Source organism: Flavobacterium notoginsengisoli, assembly GCF_014207905.1.
Classification (GTDB): domain Bacteria; phylum Bacteroidota; class Bacteroidia; order Flavobacteriales; family Flavobacteriaceae; genus Flavobacterium; species Flavobacterium notoginsengisoli_A.
On record NZ_JACHLB010000003.1, the window covers coordinates 481,720 to 501,508 of the forward strand.

Sequence of the window (19,789 nt, forward strand, 5' to 3'; positions counted from 1 at the left end):
AAGTCAAAATTTGGAATTTGGAATTTTTAAAATTGGAATTTAAAAATTTAAAGATTGTACATCTTCTTTCTTTGTTCCTGAATTTTTTCATCATCAAGATATTCATCAAATGTCATGTAACGATCGATCACTCCGTTTGGTGTTAATTCTACGATTCTGTTACCAACAGTTTGTGCGAACTCGTGGTCATGCGTTGTGAAGATTACAGAACCTTTAAAGTTTTTCAATGAGTTGTTGAAAGCTGTAATAGACTCCAAATCTAAGTGGTTTGTTGGTTCATCAAGCATTAAAACGTTTGCACGCTCCATCATCATTCTAGACAACATACAACGTACTTTTTCTCCTCCAGATAAAACTCTTGAAGTTTTTAAAGCTTCTTCTCCAGAGAAAATCATTTTTCCTAAGAAACCTCTAATAAATACCTCATCACGCTCTTCTTCTGTTTTTGCGTACTGACGTAACCAGTCAACCAAAGTCAAATCGTTTTCGAAATATTTATGGTTTTCAGCTGGTAAATACGCTTGGTTGGTTGTAATTCCCCAATCGTAAGTTCCAGAATCTGCTTTTTGTTCTCCGTTTAAGATTTCGTAGAAAGCTGTTGTAGCACGTGAATCTTTAGAGAAAAGAACGATTTTATCGCCTTTTGCCATATTCAAATCAACATCTTTAAATAAAACTTCTCCGTCTACAGAAGCAGATAAGTTTTCTACATTCAAAATCTGATCTCCAGCTTCACGATCCTGATCGAAAATAATCGCAGGATAACGACGGCTAGATGGTTTGATTTCGGCAATGTTCAATTTCGAAATCATTTTTTTACGAGAAGTCGCTTGTTTAGATTTCGCCACGTTTGCACTAAAACGACGAATAAATTCTTCCAATTCTTGTTTCTTCTCTTCTGCTTTTTTGTTTTGCTGTGCACGTTGTTTTGCCGCTAATTGGCTAGACTCGTACCAGAATGTATAGTTTCCTGAATAGTGATTGATTTTTCCGAAATCAATATCAGAAATATGTGTACAAACCGCATCTAAAAAGTGACGGTCGTGAGATACAACGATTACAGTGTTTTCGTAGTTTGCTAAGAAGTTTTCTAACCAAGCGATTGTTTCGAAATCCAAATCGTTGGTAGGCTCATCCATAATCAGCAAATCAGGATTTCCGAAAAGTGCCTGCGCCAAAAGCACACGTACTTTCATTTTTCCTTCCATATCACTCATTAAAGTATAATGATCTGCTTCTGTAATTCCTAAGTTAGATAACATGGCTGCTGCATCAGAATCAGCATTCCATCCGTTCATTTCTTCAAACTGAACTTGCAGCTCTCCTATTCGGTCTGCATTGGCATCATTATAATCCAAATAAAGCTCATCCATTTCTTTTTTAACAGCGTACAAAACTTTATTCCCCATTAAAACGGTTTCCAAAACGGTATGTTCGTCGAACATGTTGTGGTTCTGGTTTAAAACCGACATACGTTTTCCTGGCTCTAAATGAATGTGACCAGAAGTTGGATCAATATCGCCCGAAATTACTTTTAAGAAAGTAGATTTTCCTGCACCATTAGCTCCAATTACGCCGTAAATGTTTCCGTGAGTAAACGTAGTATTTACTTCGTCGAATAAAATTCTTTTACCAAACTGAACTGATAAATTATTGACTGTTAACATGAATGTCTTTTTAATTAATTTGGTGCAAAAGTACGGAAAAAGGTTCAGAGTTGCAAAGGTACTGAGGGACTAAGTTTTTTTGATGCTGGTGGAGGTTTCTCGCAAAGTCGCGAAGTCGCAAAGTTTTGTTTTTTAAAGGTGATTACTGCGTAATTTTGTCATTTCGAGGAACGAGAAATCCTCGCAAGTAGCTCGACAAAGTTTAGATTATTGTTGCGGAGTTTCTTGCGAGGATTTCTCGTTCCTCGAAATGACAAACTGTATCCTAAAATAATTGGTTAAAAAACTTTGCGGCTTCGCGACTTTGCGAGATTAATTCAATTACAACTTACTTTCTTTCGCCAAAGCCACTTCTAAACTTTCGAAATTAGGAAGCACTTTAGCAATCATTCCTTCTTTGTTTAAAATGAAATGTGTTGGAAAAGAATTCAGTTGCAAAGATTCATTCATATATTCTTTCATATTTGGAATTACAGAATAAGAAAGTGGTTTTCTTGCTAGAAATGTTTTTAGTTGTTCTGGAGAATCTTCGGCTAAACTGATAAAGACAATATCTTTTCGGTCTTTATAATCTTCAACTAATTTATTGACTTGCGGAAATTCCCTGATACAGGGCGCACAATGAATGTACCAGCATTTTATTACAATGATTTTTCCTTTCATCGATTCGTTGGTCACTAGATTTCCGTCTAAATCTTTAAATGAAAATGGAGGAAAAGCCAATCCTTCCATCTTGTAATTTTTGTAAGCATCAAAACCAATTTGATTAATCGTCGCTTTTATACTGGTATCAGTTTTAGGCTGAATTTTGAATAATTTATAAATGTAAATACCTGTTTCCGATTTCAATCGAATTGGAATAAAATTTCCGTTGGCAAGCTGATCTAAAAAGATTTCTTTTGAAATTTCTTTTGAAGAAAAATCTAGTGCCGTAAAATCTCTAGAAAGCATTATATTTTTATTCTGATAAACAGACCATGATTCGTAAGTTTTCTGAATCTGAATCGGGTCTACTTCTGGATTTCCAAATTTATTCTGGGCTGAACTGATAGAAAAAATAAAAAGAAGCGTAATTAAACTGAAGAATTTCTGCATGGAATCTGAAACATTGTATTTGATTTCAAAAGTACTTAAAAGTTTTTATTCCTTTATGAATGAAATATCCATATAATATCTATTCGGATCTTTTGGATCAATCAAAACCATAATTTCATTTGTTACATTAAATTCTCTAGGCTCTAACCAAATATTTTCGCTTTTAAACAAATAAGTTTTCTTAGTTTCTGAATCGAACCATTTACTGTATATAAGATAGGGATGAGTACCATTTACAGTTACGTGCATATTAAGCTGTAATGAACTAAACCTTGTAGTAACAGGTCTGCCAAATTGTTTTAAAAATTTTATCATTTTTTGTTTATTATAATCAGACCTAAAAAATGAAAAACCTGTCAAAAAGAAAATACTTCCTATAATGCCTAAAATCGAAACTCCAAGATATAAAGTCATAAAACTATTGATCTTAGCTTTGTATGGATTTTCAGGATCATACAAAACTTCCACACTTTCTCCGTCGTTATAGCCTATTAGATTATTGCTGGTATCAAAAAAAAGTTTGAATGATTTTCCTTCTTTTGTTACAAAAGACACTTTAGTTCTATAATCCGAGCTAGGCAGCACTAAACCCTTTACAAGAACTGCCTTTTCTATAAAAGGCTTTTTTTCCTGATATATAATAAAGGCTTGTATAATAATCCCTAATCCAATTAGACAGAAAATATATTTCATGATAGAAATACTATTTTTCATTTTTCTTTATTTAAATTTTTAGTGCAAAATATTCCTTAAACAAATTAGGTGATTTTCTAATTTTTAAGTTTTGGCAAAAAAGAAATATCCATAACATAATCTTTTGGATTTTCTGGATCAATAAAAACTCTAATCGTATCTGTTTTTACAAAATCTGTAGGATCAAACCAAATACTGTCGCTTTTAAAAACATATAATTCATCTGTTTTTGGATCTTGCCATTGACTCAAGATTAGAAAAGGATTTCTACCGTTTACTGTCTGATTGGTATTTAACTGAACTTGCGTAAATTTTGCTGCAATAGGTTTTCCAGTTTCACGTAAATTTTGCGCTTTTTTATTTTTAAGATAACGCAATAAAACTCCCAAAGAGCCTATTAAAAAGAAAACAATTCCAATACCTCCTAAAATTAGAACTCCAAGCCATAAAGAAACAAAACCATTTATTTCGGCATCATTTGGATTGGCAGGATCATAAAAAATTTCGACATTTTCTCCTACGTCATAACTTGGCGGATTACTGCTCACTGAAGATGTATAAGTAATGGTTTGTCCAGATTTTGTTATAAAAGAAACAACAGGACTATAGGTAGTAGAATCTTTCGATCTTTTAGGAATCATTTCTATAACTGTTCCTTGTGTCGTTTCTGCTTTTTCTAGAAAAGCCTGTTTGTCTACGTAAAGGTAAATAGCTCCAGCCAAGAGGCCAGCGCCAATAAGAGAAAATACATAATTAAAAATGGAAAATGCTTTCATTATTTTGGGGTTGATTAGTTATTGTAAAAATAATCTTAAAACCTCTACATCCTAATTATTTGAAACTTTTTTAAATAAAAAAAAAAGCCTGACAACGAATTGTCAGGCTCTATAAATGCCTAGTCTAGATAAAAACCAAATAACAAATTATCTAAACTCGACACATTGTTTTGAAATAAAATTAGATTAAAAAATAAATAACCAAACTCAATTTTAACCCACCAAACATTTTATTTCACATAATTTTCAGGATTTTTGTTATTAACTCTTGAAAATATATTTTTTGCTCTTTTGAAGAACAGAAAAATCTCTTTTGTAAATATCTCTACCAGAAAAGTTTCTGGCAGAGATATAGAATTCAAATTAATAGAGGCAACATTTTACTAAACACTAATTCAAATTATATTACAATAATTTTTTCAAGCTTGTATAAACAGCTAATTCAACATCTGCGTGATCTTTTGTATTACAATCTTCTACTAGTTTTTTCAGATTATCAGCTTTCAAAGTCGATTTATTATCTAAAACCAATAATAATTCCTGCGATGCATCATTTAATCTTTTAGACAAAGGCAATAGCGGCTGCACCAAAGGAGCATTTGCACTTAATGATGTCAAATCTTTATGTACAGCAATCCACTTATTGAAAAATCCAGCCACTTTTGCTTTATTATCTGCCGATTTATTTGCTAAATATTGAGCAACCGCCGCATCAAATGCCAAAGCGTCTTTTGCATCCGGACCGCAAGCATCTGCAAAAAGTGTCAATGGAGAATACATTTGATATTCTGTTCCTCCTTTATTACGAGTATATCCTTTTAGCGGTTCGCTTACTTTTAAAAATTCTTCTAGTGGTCGAATGTCCTGATTATTGGCAATATTTCTTAAGATCACGTCTTTATTACGAAGATGAGTGATTCCTAGTTCTTCCAATCTAAAAGAAACCGTTTCCAAACGCTTACGCATGTTTTCAACGTCTACCACATCTTCTGCCGACCAAAGTCTTTCTGCAATTGCGGCTGTTCTTGGCCATAGTCTTGAATCTATCGTGGTTGGAGACACTAGTTCTGTCCACATTGTAGCTTCTCCGCCTAAAATTCTAGCTTTTTCTTCAGCAGTTAAATTGGCTCCTTTTGGCATTGGATCATTTAAATAATGACTCGCAACTGGGTACATCAAATCAATATAATAGCCATTTGATAAAACCGTTTTGTAGCCTTTTCTAACTGCATCTACTAAAGACTGTCCAGCTGTCATTCCTTCGTTTGGTCCTCTCCAAGAATGCACAATAGCTTCTTTAGAAAGATCTTTGGTTAAAATTTCTTCCCAACCCATCAATTGTTTTCCATGTTTCTTTAACATTGGAGCCAATTGCATCGTGAAATAAGTTTGTAATTCGTGATTGGTTTTTAAATTATGTTTCTTTTTAAATTCTTGAATTTTCGGGTTTGCATCCCAATCTTTTCCCTCATTTTCATCTCCTCCAATGTGGAAATAAGCTCCTGGGAATAAAGGACAAACCTCATCAAAAACTTCACTTAAAAGCTGATATGTTTTAGGATTTGAAGGATCTAATGTTGGAGTAAAAATTCCAGCATTTCTTTCAATTCCATAGGTAGCAATTGCTGTACCTTGGATATTTTTTTCGGATGTTCCTCCTGTCAGCGTAATTACTTTACTGCCAATTTCTGGATAGGCTGTTAAAATTGCAGATCCGTGACCTGGAACATCTATTTCTGGAACAATTAAAATACCGCGCTCATCAGCATATTTTACGATATTTTTAATTTCCTCTTGTGTGTAATACATTCCATCCGAAGCCAATTCTGTAAACTTTGGATGTTTTTTCATTTCAATTCTCCAACCTTGATCATCTACCAAGTGCCAATGGAAAACATTCATTTTCATGGCTGCCAATGCATCAATATTTCTTTTAATAACATCAATTGGCTGAAAATGTCTTGAAGCATCAATCATTAAGCCTCTCCATGTAAATCTTGGAAAATCTGAGATTTTCGAAACTGGAAAATAAAACGAATTTGAGTTGTTTTGAAGCAACTGTAATAAAGTCTCTAAACCATGCAAAGCTCCTAAATCACTCGATGCATTTAAAGTAATTTTGTTTGAAGTAATATCTAAATGATAACTTTCGTCTTCGTATAAACCAATTTTACCATTTTTTGTACAATTGATTTGCAATTCTGCATTCGGAACTTCATTTAATTTCGCAATAAACCCTTGTTCAAAAAATATACCTGCTCTACCATCTAAACGGCGCAAAAAGCGAGTTACTCCCCCAAAAATTCTTGGATTCGGATTTCCTGTAATATTCACTTTAAAGTTTTTGGTTAAAGCAAAATTACCTTCATTAACAACAACACTCTGAGGCCAAGGCATAAGATTTAGCTGCTCTTTCTGGACTTGAGCACCCGCAGTTATACCTGCAAATAATAGTACAAATAAATATTTCATTTTTCTTTTTTTTGGTTGGATAGTTTTTAATAAGTATCCTAAATTTATATAAAAAAAAGACAAAACTCAGAATGACTTCTGCATTACCTCACTTTTACAAGCAATCCTCTGAATTTTGTCATTTGATTCGCTCAAAATCGAATCTTAAAACTTTAATAATCAAAACGTTTGAAGGCTTCAATTGCTTCATATTCAGCCAAACCTAATTCATCATACAAAATAGCTGTATTCTTGTTTCTGTCTTCAGCCCTAACCCAGAATTCTCTAGAATCATTTCCTTGAAACATCACTCTATCCTTTTGAGATTGATGATGCAAAATAGCATGACGTTTTAATAAAACTTCTGATGGACTTAACGGAACTGCCATGTCAATTTCGTGAATATCCCATTCGTGCCAAGCTCCTCTATAAAGCCATAGCCAACAGTCTTTCATATAAGGTTCTGGCTTAAGTTCTTTTAAAGCCGCAAATATGGCATTCAGACAAACTTCATGCGTTCCATGCGGATCTGCGAGATCTCCAGCAGCAAAAACTTGATGTGGTTTTATTTTGGCAATAATATTTTTTACAATAGCAATATCTTCTGGCCCTAAAGGATTCTTTTTTACTTGTCCTGTTTCATAAAAAGGAAGATCTAAAAAGTGCGTGTTTTCATCTTTTAAGCCAATATATCTAGTTGCGCCGTAAGATTCTCTTCTTCTAATTAATCCTTTTAATTTTCGAACTTCTAAAGAATCGATTTGGTTTTCTGATTTGTTATTTAAAAAATTAATTACCGATTTGAAATTGATATCCGCTTTATCTTCTCCAACAAAATCACTTGCTACTTCTGCAAATTTTAGTGCTTCATCGTCTGAAACTGCAATGTTTCCAGAAGTTTGATAAACAACATGAACATCGTGACCTTGTTTGATTAACTTCGAAAATGTACCTCCCATAGAAATCACATCATCGTCTGGATGCGGACTAAAAAGAATTACTCTTTTTTTAGCTGGATTTGCTCTTTCTGGACGATGCGAATCATCTGTGTTTGGTTTTCCTCCTGGCCATCCGGTAATGGTATGTTGCAAGATATTGAACATATTGATATTCATATCATAAGCAGAACCTTCCTGTGCCAAAAGATCAGACATTCCGTTATTGTTATAATCACGGTCTGTTAATTTCAAAATAGACTGTTTTGTTTTTTGACACAACCAAACAATCGCTTTACTTTTCATTTCAGGTGTCCAAAGACATTCTCCAACTAACCATGGCGTTTTAAAACGGGTTAATTCGGTAGCCGCCGATTGGTCTAAAACAAAAGTTGCATTGGGATGATTTTGTAAAAAAGTAGCAGGAACTTCAGAACTAATATCACCTTGAATGGTTCTCTTGATAATATCAGCTTTGTTTTGCCCCCAAGCCATCAAAACAATACGTTTAGACCTCATAATGGTTGAAACTCCCATTGTGATGGCGCGTTTCGGCACATTATCTATACCATTAAAAGCAGATGATGCATCGACTCTCGTGATATGATCTAAGGTAATAATTCTAGTTCCAGAATTAATGTGCGAGCCAGGTTCGTTAAAACCAACATGCCCCGTACGTCCAATTCCTAACAACTGAAAATCAAGACCGCCTGCATTTTTAATATTCATTTCGTAATCAATACAATATTGATTGATTTCATCAATTGCTACAGTACCATCTGGAATATTAATATTTTCAGGTTTGATATCAATATGATTAAAAAGATGCTCATGCATGAAATAATGATAGCTCTGATTGTTTTCTTTTGTCATTGGATAATATTCATCCAAATTAAAAGTGACTACATTGCTAAAACTTAGGCCTTCTTCTTTGTGCATTCGAACCAATTCCTCATACACTTTTATTGGAGAAGAACCTGTTGCCAGACCTAAAACACAAGATTTATTTTTCTCTTGTTTAGATCTAATCAGCTGCGCAATTTCCTGAGCTACAATTACAGAAGCTTCTATAGAACTTTTGAAGATTTCGTTGTGGATTTTCTCAAATCGAGTTTCTTCAAATTTTCCCGCGCTTTTGTAACTGATATCAGGTTTTATTTCTAAAGCACTTTTCATTTCTTTTCTTTTTTTGTAGTAATTACCATTTTGGTTTTAAGAATGGTATAGACCGCTTTCGCCGTCTATACCATTACTACTAACCAAACTCAATATTATTGTTTTCTTAGAAGTTTGCTTTATTAACATCCCACCAAAGTCTTGTCGCTCCGTTATCAGCTCCACCAAGAGCTGTTACACCAGATGCAACACCTTCTGGGTTACTTGCTGCTTCAGACTGAGCAAAAGGAAGTCTTCTAACACCAAGTTCTGTACTAATTACACCACCACTTTTGTTATTTGCAATTCTGAATAATTTTGGATAACCTGTTCTTCTAAATTCAGACCAAGCCTCTTGACCATCAGGATAAGTAGCAATCCATTTTTGAGTGATAATTTTTTCAAGATTTTCTTCGTTTGTAACACCCCATGCAACTGTAACTTTAGAAACAGCAGGAGTATTATTTGCAGGAAACAATGGATCTACATAATTAAGCGGTAATTTTGTATTGTCTGCTGCGTAAGCTGCTGCACCTTCTACTCCATTTTGCTCAAAAGAAGCTTTAATACCTGCTTCGTATAATTCTTTACCAGTTCCTCCCATGTTCCAGCCTCTTAAAGCACCTTCTGCTCTAAGGAAGTAAACCTCAGCTGTAGACATCCAAGTAACTTCGCCTGTTTTTGTTCTAGGTCCAGTTTGAGAAAATTTAGCATAAGTTGTTCCAGAAGGGTAAGTAACACCGTTTCTAACAGAAGCATATTCTCCTGGTTTAATTTCTGATGTATTCCAGTATTTAGCAATACGTGGATCTTCATAACCTCCTAAGATAGACTGCATATCAGCTCCCATAAATAAACCAACCCAAGAGTGGCTCATTACATCAATCACATTAAGGTCAACTGGCGATTTGATTTTCATTACATCGGCATTAAGCTTAAATACACCTATTGAATTATTAACTGCTTTTTCTGCTTCCGTTTTTGCTAAAGCTGGATCCACTTTTACGATACGCATAGCCATTCTTAAACGAAGTGAATTTGCATATTTAACCCATTGTGTATAATCTCCATCGTAAGAAGACAAATCTGTTCCTTTAAAAGTAGATGCTTCATTTGCCGCAATTCTTTTTGTTAATTCAGTAACTGCAAAATCTAAGTCTTTGAACATTTGAGTGTAAATATCTTTCTGAGAATCATAAAGAACTGCACCGTCAGCTCCGTATTTAGAATATACAGCAGGTCCGTACATATCTGTAATACGTTGCATTTGAACCGCTTTTATGATTAGCGACCATGCGTAAAACTGATCATATTTACCTTTAGCTCTCTGCTCTATTTTATAAAGATTTGCAATAATATCAACATAAGCTCTTTCCCAAGCATAACCATTCCAACCAGGATTTAATGCATAATCGTAATTATTAAAATCTCCAAAAGGAACTGGTGTGATCATATATCCAGACCATCCATCTGCCTGCAAACTTTGTTGAATCTGATATTGCCAAGTAACATCAGAAATATAAATTCTACTAAAAGCAGGTTTAAACAAACTTTTAATGTTGTTATAATCCTGTTCTAATTGTCCTGTACTAGCACCTTCAGGATTTGTGTTGATCTCCTCAAAATTATCTGTACAACTAAAAGCTGCAAGTAATGAGAAGCATATCGCTGTTCTTTTTAATTTATTTAGTGTCATGATTGTTAGATTAGAATGTTAAGTTTAAATTAAGACCAATACTTCTTGTTGAAGGTAAACCAAACACATCAACACCTTGTAAACCTTCACCTGTACTTAAGGCAACGTTTGGATCAAATGGTGCATCTTTGTAAATAAAGAATAAGTTTCTAGCAATTAATGAAATACTTGCTGTTTGTACGAATGGCAATTTATCTTTTTTGAAAGTATATCCGATAGAAACCTCTCTTACACTTACATTTGTAGCATCATAAACATATTCTCCTGAAGCTCCGTTTCTACCTGCAGTTCCATTGTAATAGTCAAATGCATCCATTGTTGTTACAGGAGTTCCGTCACTTGCTCTTACACCGTTAATTTTAACTCCTCCAGCATTTCTTGCATCACCTGTAGCTTTAGAAACTCCATTGTAGTCATTGATTGCTTGAGTTAAACTTAAAACCTCTCCTCCAAAGCGTCCATCGATTAAGATATTAGCAGTAAATGATCCAATTTTAAAAGTGTTAGACCAACCTAACATAAAATCAGGATTTGCATTACCAACTTCTTCCCAATCTGTTCTTTGAATTGTATTGTCATCATTGATTAGAATTCTACCTTGTGCATCTCTCTTAAGGTTTTTACCTTCGATTACACCAAATGGTCTTCCTTCTATTAATGAATATCTGTAGCTGTTAGATCCTGGATCAGTAATAAGAATTCTTCCGTTTGCACCATCTGCGGCAGGAATATCATTTACCCTACTCTTATTTTGTGAGTAGTTAACTCTAGTATCCCAATTGAATTTTTCACCTCTGATAATATCACCGTATAAAACAACCTCAAAACCTTTATTAGTAATACTACCAGCATTGATAGCATAATTAGTGTAACCATTAGGGTTTGTAGCTGGAGCAGCAACTTGGATAAATTGATTTTTAGTTTTAGAATCATAGTAAGAAAGTTCAAAACCTAATCTGTTGTTAAACATTCTCCATTCTGTACCTAACTCAACCTCAGATTTCAACTCAGGTTTTAATGTTGTACCTGGCATTGGACCAACTGGCGGATTTACAATACTTCCTGCAACAATTGTAGAAGTAGGGCTAGTAATACTACCAGCAATATCATTACCAACTTGTGCATAAGTAGCACGAACTTTACCAAAGTTAATAACTTCTGGCATTGCAAACATATCACTAAGAATACCTGTAAGACCTACAGAAGGATAGAAGAAACTTGGATCATTTGTATTTACTAAAGTAGATGACCAGTCATTTCTAGCAGCAAGATCTAAGAATAAATAATCTTTGTACCCGAAAGTTGTAGCAGCAAAAATTGACTGAACTTCTCTTTCTGCACCTGTTTGAACGTTACCGTTATTATTTACAAAGTTTCCTAAAGTAAAGATATTAGCATAGTTTAAACCTCCTCCAATTCCTGAATCTACAGTTAAACCAGTAGTTTTAGAATTGTTAATACTTGCTCCAATTGTACCGTTGAATGAAAAATTATCGCTAATTTTTGTATTAAACAAACCTAAGATATCAGCATAGTTCTGAGTTCCAATTAAATTTGCATTGATGTATCTTCCTGTTGAATGAACTAAAGAAGTCGCAGAAGTAGCGTACATTTCTTTTTGGAAATTGCTTTCGCTTCTATTGTAGCTATATCTTGATTGTAAGTGAAACCATTCAGCAACTTTATAATCTAAAGCAATCGCTCCGTTAAAGAAATTGTTAGTATCTACAGATTTTTGTCTGTTAATTTGCCAGTATGGATTCTCGTTACTTTCGTTTACTGTTGCAAAACCAGGATAGTTTTGAACCATCATATTTCTTACTGGATCAAAAACTTCATATGTTTTTAAGTCATTCAAACTAAAAGCTCTTGGATGAGAATAAACACCGCTGATTGGGTTGAAATATAAACCATTTGTTGGTCTATTATTAATTGTCTGAGCAACATAGTTTCCTGTTACTGCAACACTTAATCTATCGTTTAAAAATTTACTAGTTTGACGAATTCCAAAGTTATTTTTCTTTAAATGATTTCCTGGCATAATTCCAGAAGCATCTGTATTAGCGTAAGTTAAACTTGTTGAATTTCCATCAGTAGCTTTAGAGAAAGCCATAGATGTGATTTGTGTAACTCCAGTTTCAAAGAAATCTTTAATATCTCCTTCTACTTTTTTCTTATCTCCCCAGCTTCTTGGATCTCCATCATTTGAAGTATAATCTGATTGGAATTTTGGTAAATAAGCCGCACTGTCAAAAGTTGTAACAGAGTTCACATTAAATGATTCAACTCCAGCTTTTCCTTTTTTAGAAGTAAGCAAGATAACACCATTTGCTCCTTGGCTACCATATAATACAGAAGCTGCAGCACCTTTAAGAACAGTCATTCCATCATAATCATCAGGATTGATCAATGATACAACATCACCACCGTCACGGTTACCCCCTGCCAAATCACCAAAAGTACCATTTGGTTGACCTGTTCCTTGGTTGTATAAAGGAATACCATCAATTACATATAAAGGCTGGTTATTTACGAAAGATGAATTACCACGAATTACAACTTTAGTAGAACCTCCTGTTCCAGAAGAACTCTTAGTTACTGCAACACCGGCAATTTTACCAGCAACAGTATTAATAAGGTTTGGATCTTTTACACGAGTTAGCTCTTCTCCTTTAAGCTCTTGAGCAGCATAAGTTAAAGATTTTCTTGTCTTTTTTATACCTAAAGAAGTTACCACAACTTCATTTAATGCATTTGAAGATCCTTGAACCAACTTCACATTAATTGTAGCAGCATCTCCTACAACAATTGTCTGAGTTTCTAGCCCTACATAAGTAAAAACTAAAGTCTGACCTTTTTGAGCTTCAATTGTATACAATCCGTCAAAATCGGTTGTTGTTCCCCTTTGACCTCCTTGTACAGCAACAGAAACGCCTGGTAATGGCATACCGTCAGAATCTGTAATCACACCTTTGACACTTTTTACTTGGGCAAGCGAAACTTGCGCCGTAAAAACAATCATAAAGATTAAGAAAATTTTTTTCATGTTTATTTTATTTTGTTAGTTATGAGGTAAAATTATTCTTAAGACATTGTTAAAAAAAATAAATTAAACCAACGACAATAAAATTTAAACGAACGACATAAATCATTCAATAATGCGTTTTACGAAAACGTTCTATTCCAAAAAATAAACATGAATAAGCAATTATCACGAAATTTTATTCAAAAAAATTGGCACTTTGCCTTTAATTGTTTAAAGTTGCACAATATTAATTCTTGTTAAGAAAATCTAAAATCCACAAACCTCTTAAAACCAATTGAAAGAAATTAAAAAAGTTAAATTTGATATTAAACTGCAAAATCACATTTGGTTTTGGGGCGTGTACTTTACTTTAAACTTTTTAAGATGGGGAGCTTATTTTAATGATTATCCCTATGCTTTCAAATCCAACTTAATTGAATTTTCGCTGGTTATTCCGTTAGTATATCTCAATTTATTTGTTTTGGTTCCGAGATATGTTTTGAAGCAGAAATATATCATGTATACTTTTTTGCTCCTTGTAAGTTTGTTTGTAATTTATTTGCTAAAAACAGCACTTACTTATTATATCATAAGTGAAAATATCTGGCCCGAAGCCAATCGAGAATATCATCCGTTTGAAATTAATCACATTGTAGCCGTTTGTATTGGAGAATTGTACGTTTTAGCAATGGCTTCTTCAGTTTATCTGACTTTAACTTGGTTACGCGAACGCGAAAGAAACCGTTCTTTGAGAGAAAATCAGTTTAAAATAAAATTGAAATATCTCGAAAATCAGATTCAGCCTCATTTTTTCTTCAATACACTAAACAACTTATACGCTTTATCTCTTGAATCTTCTAAAAAAGTTCCAGATGTAATTATCAAACTTTCCAATTTAATGGAATATGTGCTTTATGATGTAAAAGGAACTAAGTTTGTACCTTTATTAAAAGAAATCGATTATATCCAGAACTATATTGAAATCGAAAAACTGCGTTTTGCAAATGTAGAAGTCACTATCAATTTAGAGTCGCCAATTGAAGACGTTGTCGTACCTCCACTAATTTTCATATCATTGGTAGAAAATGCTTTTAAACATGGAGGTTTAAACAATAAAAACCTAAAAATCAAAATCAACTGCAAGGTTATCGACAATAAAATACTTGATTTTGAAATCTTAAATAATTTTGTAATTTCACAAAATCATAATCCAAAAAAAGGAATTGGTTTAGTAAATACCAAAAAGAGATTAAAGTTGATTTACAAAAACAATTTCAGCCTCAAACAAAAAACCAAACTAAATTTCTACATAATCCGATTACAAATACCTACTCAGAATGAAGATTAAATGCGTGTTAATTGATGATGAGCCATTAGCAATCAAGGTTCTGGAAAATTATTTTACCAATTTTACAGATTTTGAAATAATAGCAACATTCAATAATTCTCTAGAAGCGCTCGATTTTATTAACAGTACAACTGTCGATGCCGTCTTTCTAGATATCAACATGCCAATGATGACTGGTTTTGAACTAATCAGTCTAATTGAAAGTAAAACCAAAGTAATCATTACAACGGCATTTAGAGAATTTGCTGCAGAAAGCTACGATCTTGATGTTTTAGATTATTTAGTAAAACCTATTCCGCTTCCTAGATTCATTAAATGCATCAATAAAATAACAACCGAATACAATCTCAAAAACAATATTAAAGTTGAGACTGCAAAAGGTGATTCTCATATTTTTATTAAAGTCGATAAAAAAATGATGAAAATTAATATTGAAGAAATTTTGTTTGTAGAAGGAATGAAAGAATACATCAAAGTAGTGACTCCAGACAAAACCTATATTACCCATAAATCTCTTACCTCTTTATCGGAAGAATTGCCCGCAGATAAATTTCTAAGAATACATAAATCTTATGTAATTGCATTAAACAAGGTGAAATCTATAGAAGGAAACCGCGTTCAAATACAATCTTATAACATTCCGATAGGTAGAAATTACAGCAAAGAGGTCAAAAACAAAATACTAGAATAAAATATAATTACGAATTACATTTTCTAAGTGGGTTAAAATTAACACTTTGTTGAAAAAATAAAGCCGTTGGTATAAATTTAACATTATTTATACCTTTTTATTTTTTTTTGATAATCCTAACAAATATATTTACGGTCTTCAAAAAACAATAAATAAAAAATTAACCTTATTATTATGAGTTCAGAAAATGTGCAAACCAAATGGGGGCAATTTATCTCGTTGATAATCGTCTTTTTCTTTTGGGGTTTTGTTGGTTCTGCCAATGACATCCTGATTCCAGTATTCAAAAAAGTATTTACTTTATCGCAAGTACAATCACAATTAGTAGCATGGGCATTTTATGCTGCATACTTTGTAGGATCGATAATCTTCTTTTTAGTTTCTTTAAAGCTTGACGTACTCCAAAAGTTCGGCTATAAAAGAACACTTTCAGCTGGTTTACTTCTTTCTGCTGTTGGATCGTTTTTATTCATTCCAGCCGCAACTATGGAAAGTTTCCCTTTCTTCTTAACTGCTTTGTTTACTGTTGGTTTAGGTTTCTCTATTCAGCAAATTGTAGCAAATCCATTAGCAATTAAAATGGGAAGTCCGAACACTGGGGCGCACCGTTTAACGCTTGCTGGAGGTATCAACTCTTTCGGAACAACAATCGGAGCGATTTTATTAGGTATCGCGTTATTCGGAATGGGTGACAATAAAAAAACAGCACTTTCATTAGAAGATATTAAATTACCATTTATCATCCTTGGTCTTGCTTTTATCATTGTAGCGGTTTTCATGAATTTTTCTAAAATTGAAGATCCAGAAAAAGAAGAAGAGGCTGTTATTAAAGACAAACACAGTAGTTTCAACATTCTTGATTACCCACAATTATACTTGGGTATGTTAGGAATTTTCATTTACGTTGGAACAGAAGTAACTATCATTAGTAATTTACCAGCTTTATTGCACACAAGCGAGTTCGGTAATGTACTAGAAGATGCTATTGCACCTTTTATCGCCCTTTATTGGGGAAGTTTGATGATTGGACGTTGGAATGGTGGTGTAAACGTATTTAACACTTCTAATCTAGTAAACACAGCTTTAAAATTTATTGTGCCAGCTGCTGCATTTGGAGTAATTATTGGAGCTAATATATTTGCTGCACATGATGTTTCTTCATTCTACATCTACCCACTTTGGATCTTATTGTTTATTGCAGTAAGTTTTGTTGGAGGTAAAAATGCTGGAAAAACTTTAATGCTTTTCGGAGCTTCAGGATTAATAATGATGGTTTTAGGTCTAGTTTGGCCAAATCCAGAAATTGCTAAATTCTTCTTCATCTCTGGAGGTTTATTCTTATCTATTATGTGGCCTTCTATCTTCGATCTAGCAATTGCAGGTTTAGGAAAAAACACAGGAAAAGCGTCTTCTTTCTTAATTATGATGATTCTTGGAGGTGGAGTAATTCCATTAATTCAAGGAAGTATTTGTGATTTTGATATTTCTCATCCAGGAGGAATCTTCGGAATTACTTGGACACACTTCTCTTACATTGTACCACTTCTAGGTTTTGCTTATTTAGGATTCTATGGTTTCTATTGCCCTAAAATTCTTAAAAAACAAGGAATCAGCCACGTAGAAAGCGAAGGCGGCGGACATTAAAATTTCAAAAACAACAATATAAAAAAATCCAAATTCCAATTTACAAAACGGAATTTGGATTTTTTTATTTCAAAAAAGATAAAACCTTAGAATCTTAGTATCTCAGAACCTTAGCTCCTTTTATTTCGCATTAATAATATTACTTAAATTCTTTTTAAATATCGCCTTATTTTGTGCCGTTAAAGGATAAACAACATCTTTATCAGCATGAACTATTACTTTATCGATATCCGCTTTTAAAAGCGCTTCAGGATTTGCAATTTTAAGCGTGCACGCTCCATCAAAAAAGCCATCATCTTCTATTGTTTTTTTCGCTTCTATGACTGTTCCATCACTTAAAACTGCCGAAATTTTCATTTCGCTATTTAAAGTTTTAGAATAAAAACCATCCATCACCAACATTAAACGATATGAGTTTTTCAATTCTGGTCCTTTAAATTCATGTCTGGTAATATTATACTTTAAACCTTTAGCCAAAGTTTGAAATTTAACCGAACAATCTAGTTCGTAGGTTGCCACATCGCCAGCGTCGTTTACAGAAGTAATCACTTTAGCTTGGGCATTTATTGAAGAATTCACAATCAAAAAAGACAACAAAACAAATAGTACTTTCATAATCAATTGTTTAAGATTCAATATAAAAGTAAAAAAAATCGCCTTTTCTCGTTAGAAAAAAGACGATTTTTATTTTGTAAGTATCTAAGGATTACTTGTTTCCTTTCTCAAAGTCAGCTACGAATTGAGCTAAACCAATATCAGTTAATGGGTGTTTCAACAATCCGTAAATTGCAGAAAGTGGTCCAGTCATAACATCAGCACCAATTTTAGCACAGTTTACAATGTGCATTGTGTGACGTACAGAAGCTGCTAAAATTTGAGTTTCGTATCCGTAGTTATCATAAACTTCTCTAATTTCTTGGATCAAGTTTAATCCGTCTGTAGAAACGTCATCTAAACGTCCAACAAAAGGAGAAACATAAGTAGCTCCAGCTTTTGCAGCCAAAATAGCTTGTCCTACAGAGAAAACAAGAGTTACGTTTGTTTTAATTCCTTTATCAGAAAAATATTTTGCTGCCATAACACCTTCCTTAGTCATAGGAAGTTTTACAACGATTTGGTCATGTAATTCAGCTAACTCCTCACCTTCTTTAACCATTCCGTCAAAATCCAATGCATTAACTTCAGCACTTACATCACCTTCAACAAGATTACAGATGTCAACATAATGCTTCAAAATGTTGTTTTTTCCAGTGATTCCTTCTTTTGCCATCAAAGACGGGTTAGTTGTTACACCATCCAAAACACCTAAAGCTTGTGCTTCTTTAATTTGAGCTAAATTAGCTGTGTCAATAAAAAATTTCATAATTTATATTATTTAAATTGTGTTGATTATTCTGGGCGCGACCATATTTGCAAAAGACGCACCCATCAGAACGTATATAAGCGCTTTTTCAAATCTGGTCAGGCTATCTGCTCCGCCGCGGCGGACTTTTCCTATCCCTCACGCAAACGCAGGTGCAAAATTACGAAATCAATACCAATAACAATTTCAAAAACGAAATCAATTTGTAAATTATATGAAAATTCACAAAATATTTACAAACAGTAAATTATTTGTTTCTGTTTAGTTCTTTCAATTCGTCTCTGATTTCTTCCAAAACCCTCAAAGTATCTTCTTTATAAGTTTCTGCATTATTAATTTTATCGCTAACCGCTCCTAAAATTCTTCGAATCACAAACCAAATAACCAGTAAAACTAAAACACCAAAAACAGCTGGTAAATATTCCGCAATCTTCTCCATAAGTTTATAATTTATAATGGTTCATTAGCATTTTTTCATACATTTTATCTGGAAGCGCACGTTTCAAAACAATCGAAAACTTCTGCATAAAAGCACCAACTTTATAATGCACATTTGGTTTTTTAGTTTGGATAATTTTATAAACCGCTTCAGCCATTTCATTCGGATTGCTTCCTGCATCAACATGCTCATTCATAGTGGCCAAAACACCACCGTAAACCGCTTCATAAGCAGAATCTTTAATAACTGGCGCATGATAACGTCCCGCTGCAATATTGGTTGCAAAATCTCCTGGCGCAACATTCGTAATCTCAATCCCGAAAGATTTAACTTCCATTCTCAAAGCCTCAGTAATTAATTCCAAAGCTCCTTTTGATGCTGAATAAACACTTCTGTAAGGAAGTCCCATATAACCCGCAATTGAAGTAATATTGATAATTAATCCAGAATTTTGTTTGCGCATTTGTGGCAAAACCGCTTTCATCACTTCAATCGGACCAAAGAAGTTTGTCTCAACGTTATTTCTGATTTCTTCTGTCGGAATTTCTTCCAAAGGCCCTGTAATTCCTACTCCCGCATTATTTATAACAATATCTAATCTTCCTGAAGTTTCGATAATTTTAGAAACAGCTTTTTGAATAGATTCTGCATTTCGAACATCTAAAGCAACCAAAGGAAAAACAGAATTGACAACTTTATCAGGATTACGGCTTGTTCCGTAAACAACGAAACCTTTTTGATGTAAAAATTCACCAATAGATTTTCCGATTCCTGATGATCCTCCGGTAATTAAAACGACTTTATTCATTTT

General features: G+C 33.4%; 15 protein-coding genes. 3 read left to right on the forward strand and 12 right to left on the reverse strand.

Annotated features, from left to right (window positions below; genetic code table 11):
* Positions 1–47 precede the first annotated feature (47 nt).
* The 8 genes from HNP35_RS12355 to HNP35_RS12390 all read right to left on the reverse strand — a co-directional run bounded on the left by HNP35_RS12355 (position 48) and on the right by HNP35_RS12390 (position 13,514).
* Positions 48–1,667 carry an ABC-F family ATP-binding cassette domain-containing protein gene (locus HNP35_RS12355; RefSeq protein WP_184162269.1) on the reverse strand — a complete coding sequence of 540 codons (1,620 nt, stop codon included), beginning with the start codon at positions 1,665–1,667 and terminating at the stop codon, positions 48–50.
* A gap of 321 nt (positions 1,668–1,988) precedes the next feature.
* Positions 1,989–2,762: a TlpA family protein disulfide reductase gene (locus HNP35_RS12360; RefSeq protein WP_184162271.1), complete on the reverse strand. Its 774-nt coding sequence runs from the start codon at positions 2,760–2,762 to the stop codon at positions 1,989–1,991.
* A gap of 45 nt (positions 2,763–2,807) precedes the next feature.
* Complete coding sequence (locus HNP35_RS12365; protein WP_184162274.1) at positions 2,808–3,476, reverse strand: DUF3592 domain-containing protein; 669 nt, start codon at positions 3,474–3,476, stop codon at positions 2,808–2,810.
* Between the two features lie 56 nt (positions 3,477–3,532).
* Positions 3,533–4,231 (reverse strand): DUF3592 domain-containing protein, encoded by a 699-nt coding sequence (locus tag HNP35_RS12370; RefSeq protein ID WP_184162277.1) that lies wholly within the window; start codon positions 4,229–4,231, stop codon positions 3,533–3,535.
* 405 nt (positions 4,232–4,636) lie between these two features.
* The gene (locus tag HNP35_RS12375) at positions 4,637–6,703 is read right to left on the reverse strand and encodes a beta-N-acetylhexosaminidase (protein ID WP_184162280.1); all 2,067 of its coding nucleotides are present in this window, start codon (positions 6,701–6,703) and stop codon (positions 4,637–4,639) included.
* Positions 6,704–6,855: 152 nt separating this feature from the next.
* Positions 6,856–8,793 (reverse strand): glucosamine-6-phosphate deaminase, encoded by a 1,938-nt coding sequence (gene nagB, locus HNP35_RS12380; protein WP_184162283.1) that lies wholly within the window; start codon positions 8,791–8,793, stop codon positions 6,856–6,858.
* 106 nt (positions 8,794–8,899) lie between these two features.
* Positions 8,900–10,468 (reverse strand): RagB/SusD family nutrient uptake outer membrane protein, encoded by a 1,569-nt coding sequence (locus tag HNP35_RS12385; protein ID WP_184162285.1) that lies wholly within the window; start codon positions 10,466–10,468, stop codon positions 8,900–8,902.
* A gap of 10 nt (positions 10,469–10,478) precedes the next feature.
* Positions 10,479–13,514 carry a SusC/RagA family TonB-linked outer membrane protein gene (locus tag HNP35_RS12390; protein ID WP_184162288.1) on the reverse strand — a complete coding sequence of 1,012 codons (3,036 nt, stop codon included), beginning with the start codon at positions 13,512–13,514 and terminating at the stop codon, positions 10,479–10,481.
* A 274-nt stretch (positions 13,515–13,788) separates the two neighbouring features.
* Between HNP35_RS12390 and HNP35_RS12395 the strand changes: the two genes are divergently transcribed.
* From HNP35_RS12395 to HNP35_RS12405, 3 genes are all read left to right on the forward strand, one after another.
* Positions 13,789–14,841, forward strand: a complete 1,053-nt coding sequence (locus HNP35_RS12395; protein ID WP_184162291.1) for a sensor histidine kinase — start codon at positions 13,789–13,791, stop codon at positions 14,839–14,841.
* Positions 14,831–15,532, forward strand: coding sequence for a LytR/AlgR family response regulator transcription factor (locus tag HNP35_RS12400; protein WP_184162294.1), 702 nt, complete (start codon positions 14,831–14,833; stop codon positions 15,530–15,532). Before HNP35_RS12395 ends, HNP35_RS12400 begins: the two co-directional genes overlap by 11 nt.
* Positions 15,533–15,706: 174 nt before the next feature.
* Positions 15,707–17,176 carry an MFS transporter gene (locus HNP35_RS12405; protein WP_184162296.1) on the forward strand — a complete coding sequence of 490 codons (1,470 nt, stop codon included), beginning with the start codon at positions 15,707–15,709 and terminating at the stop codon, positions 17,174–17,176.
* 120 nt (positions 17,177–17,296) lie between these two features.
* On the opposite strand, the gene HNP35_RS12410 is transcribed toward HNP35_RS12405, so the two are convergent.
* From HNP35_RS12410 to HNP35_RS12425, 4 genes are all read right to left on the reverse strand, one after another.
* Positions 17,297–17,791: a hypothetical protein gene (locus HNP35_RS12410; RefSeq protein ID WP_184162299.1), complete on the reverse strand. Its 495-nt coding sequence runs from the start codon at positions 17,789–17,791 to the stop codon at positions 17,297–17,299.
* A gap of 91 nt (positions 17,792–17,882) precedes the next feature.
* Positions 17,883–18,539 carry a fructose-6-phosphate aldolase gene (gene fsa / locus HNP35_RS12415; protein ID WP_184162302.1) on the reverse strand — a complete coding sequence of 219 codons (657 nt, stop codon included), beginning with the start codon at positions 18,537–18,539 and terminating at the stop codon, positions 17,883–17,885.
* 247 nt (positions 18,540–18,786) lie between these two features.
* Positions 18,787–18,978 carry a hypothetical protein gene (locus tag HNP35_RS12420; protein ID WP_184162306.1) on the reverse strand — a complete coding sequence of 64 codons (192 nt, stop codon included), beginning with the start codon at positions 18,976–18,978 and terminating at the stop codon, positions 18,787–18,789.
* A gap of 4 nt (positions 18,979–18,982) precedes the next feature.
* A complete protein-coding gene (locus tag HNP35_RS12425; RefSeq protein WP_184162309.1) occupies positions 18,983–19,786 on the reverse strand; it encodes an SDR family oxidoreductase in 804 nt (267 codons plus the stop codon).
* Positions 19,787–19,789 lie beyond the last annotated feature (3 nt).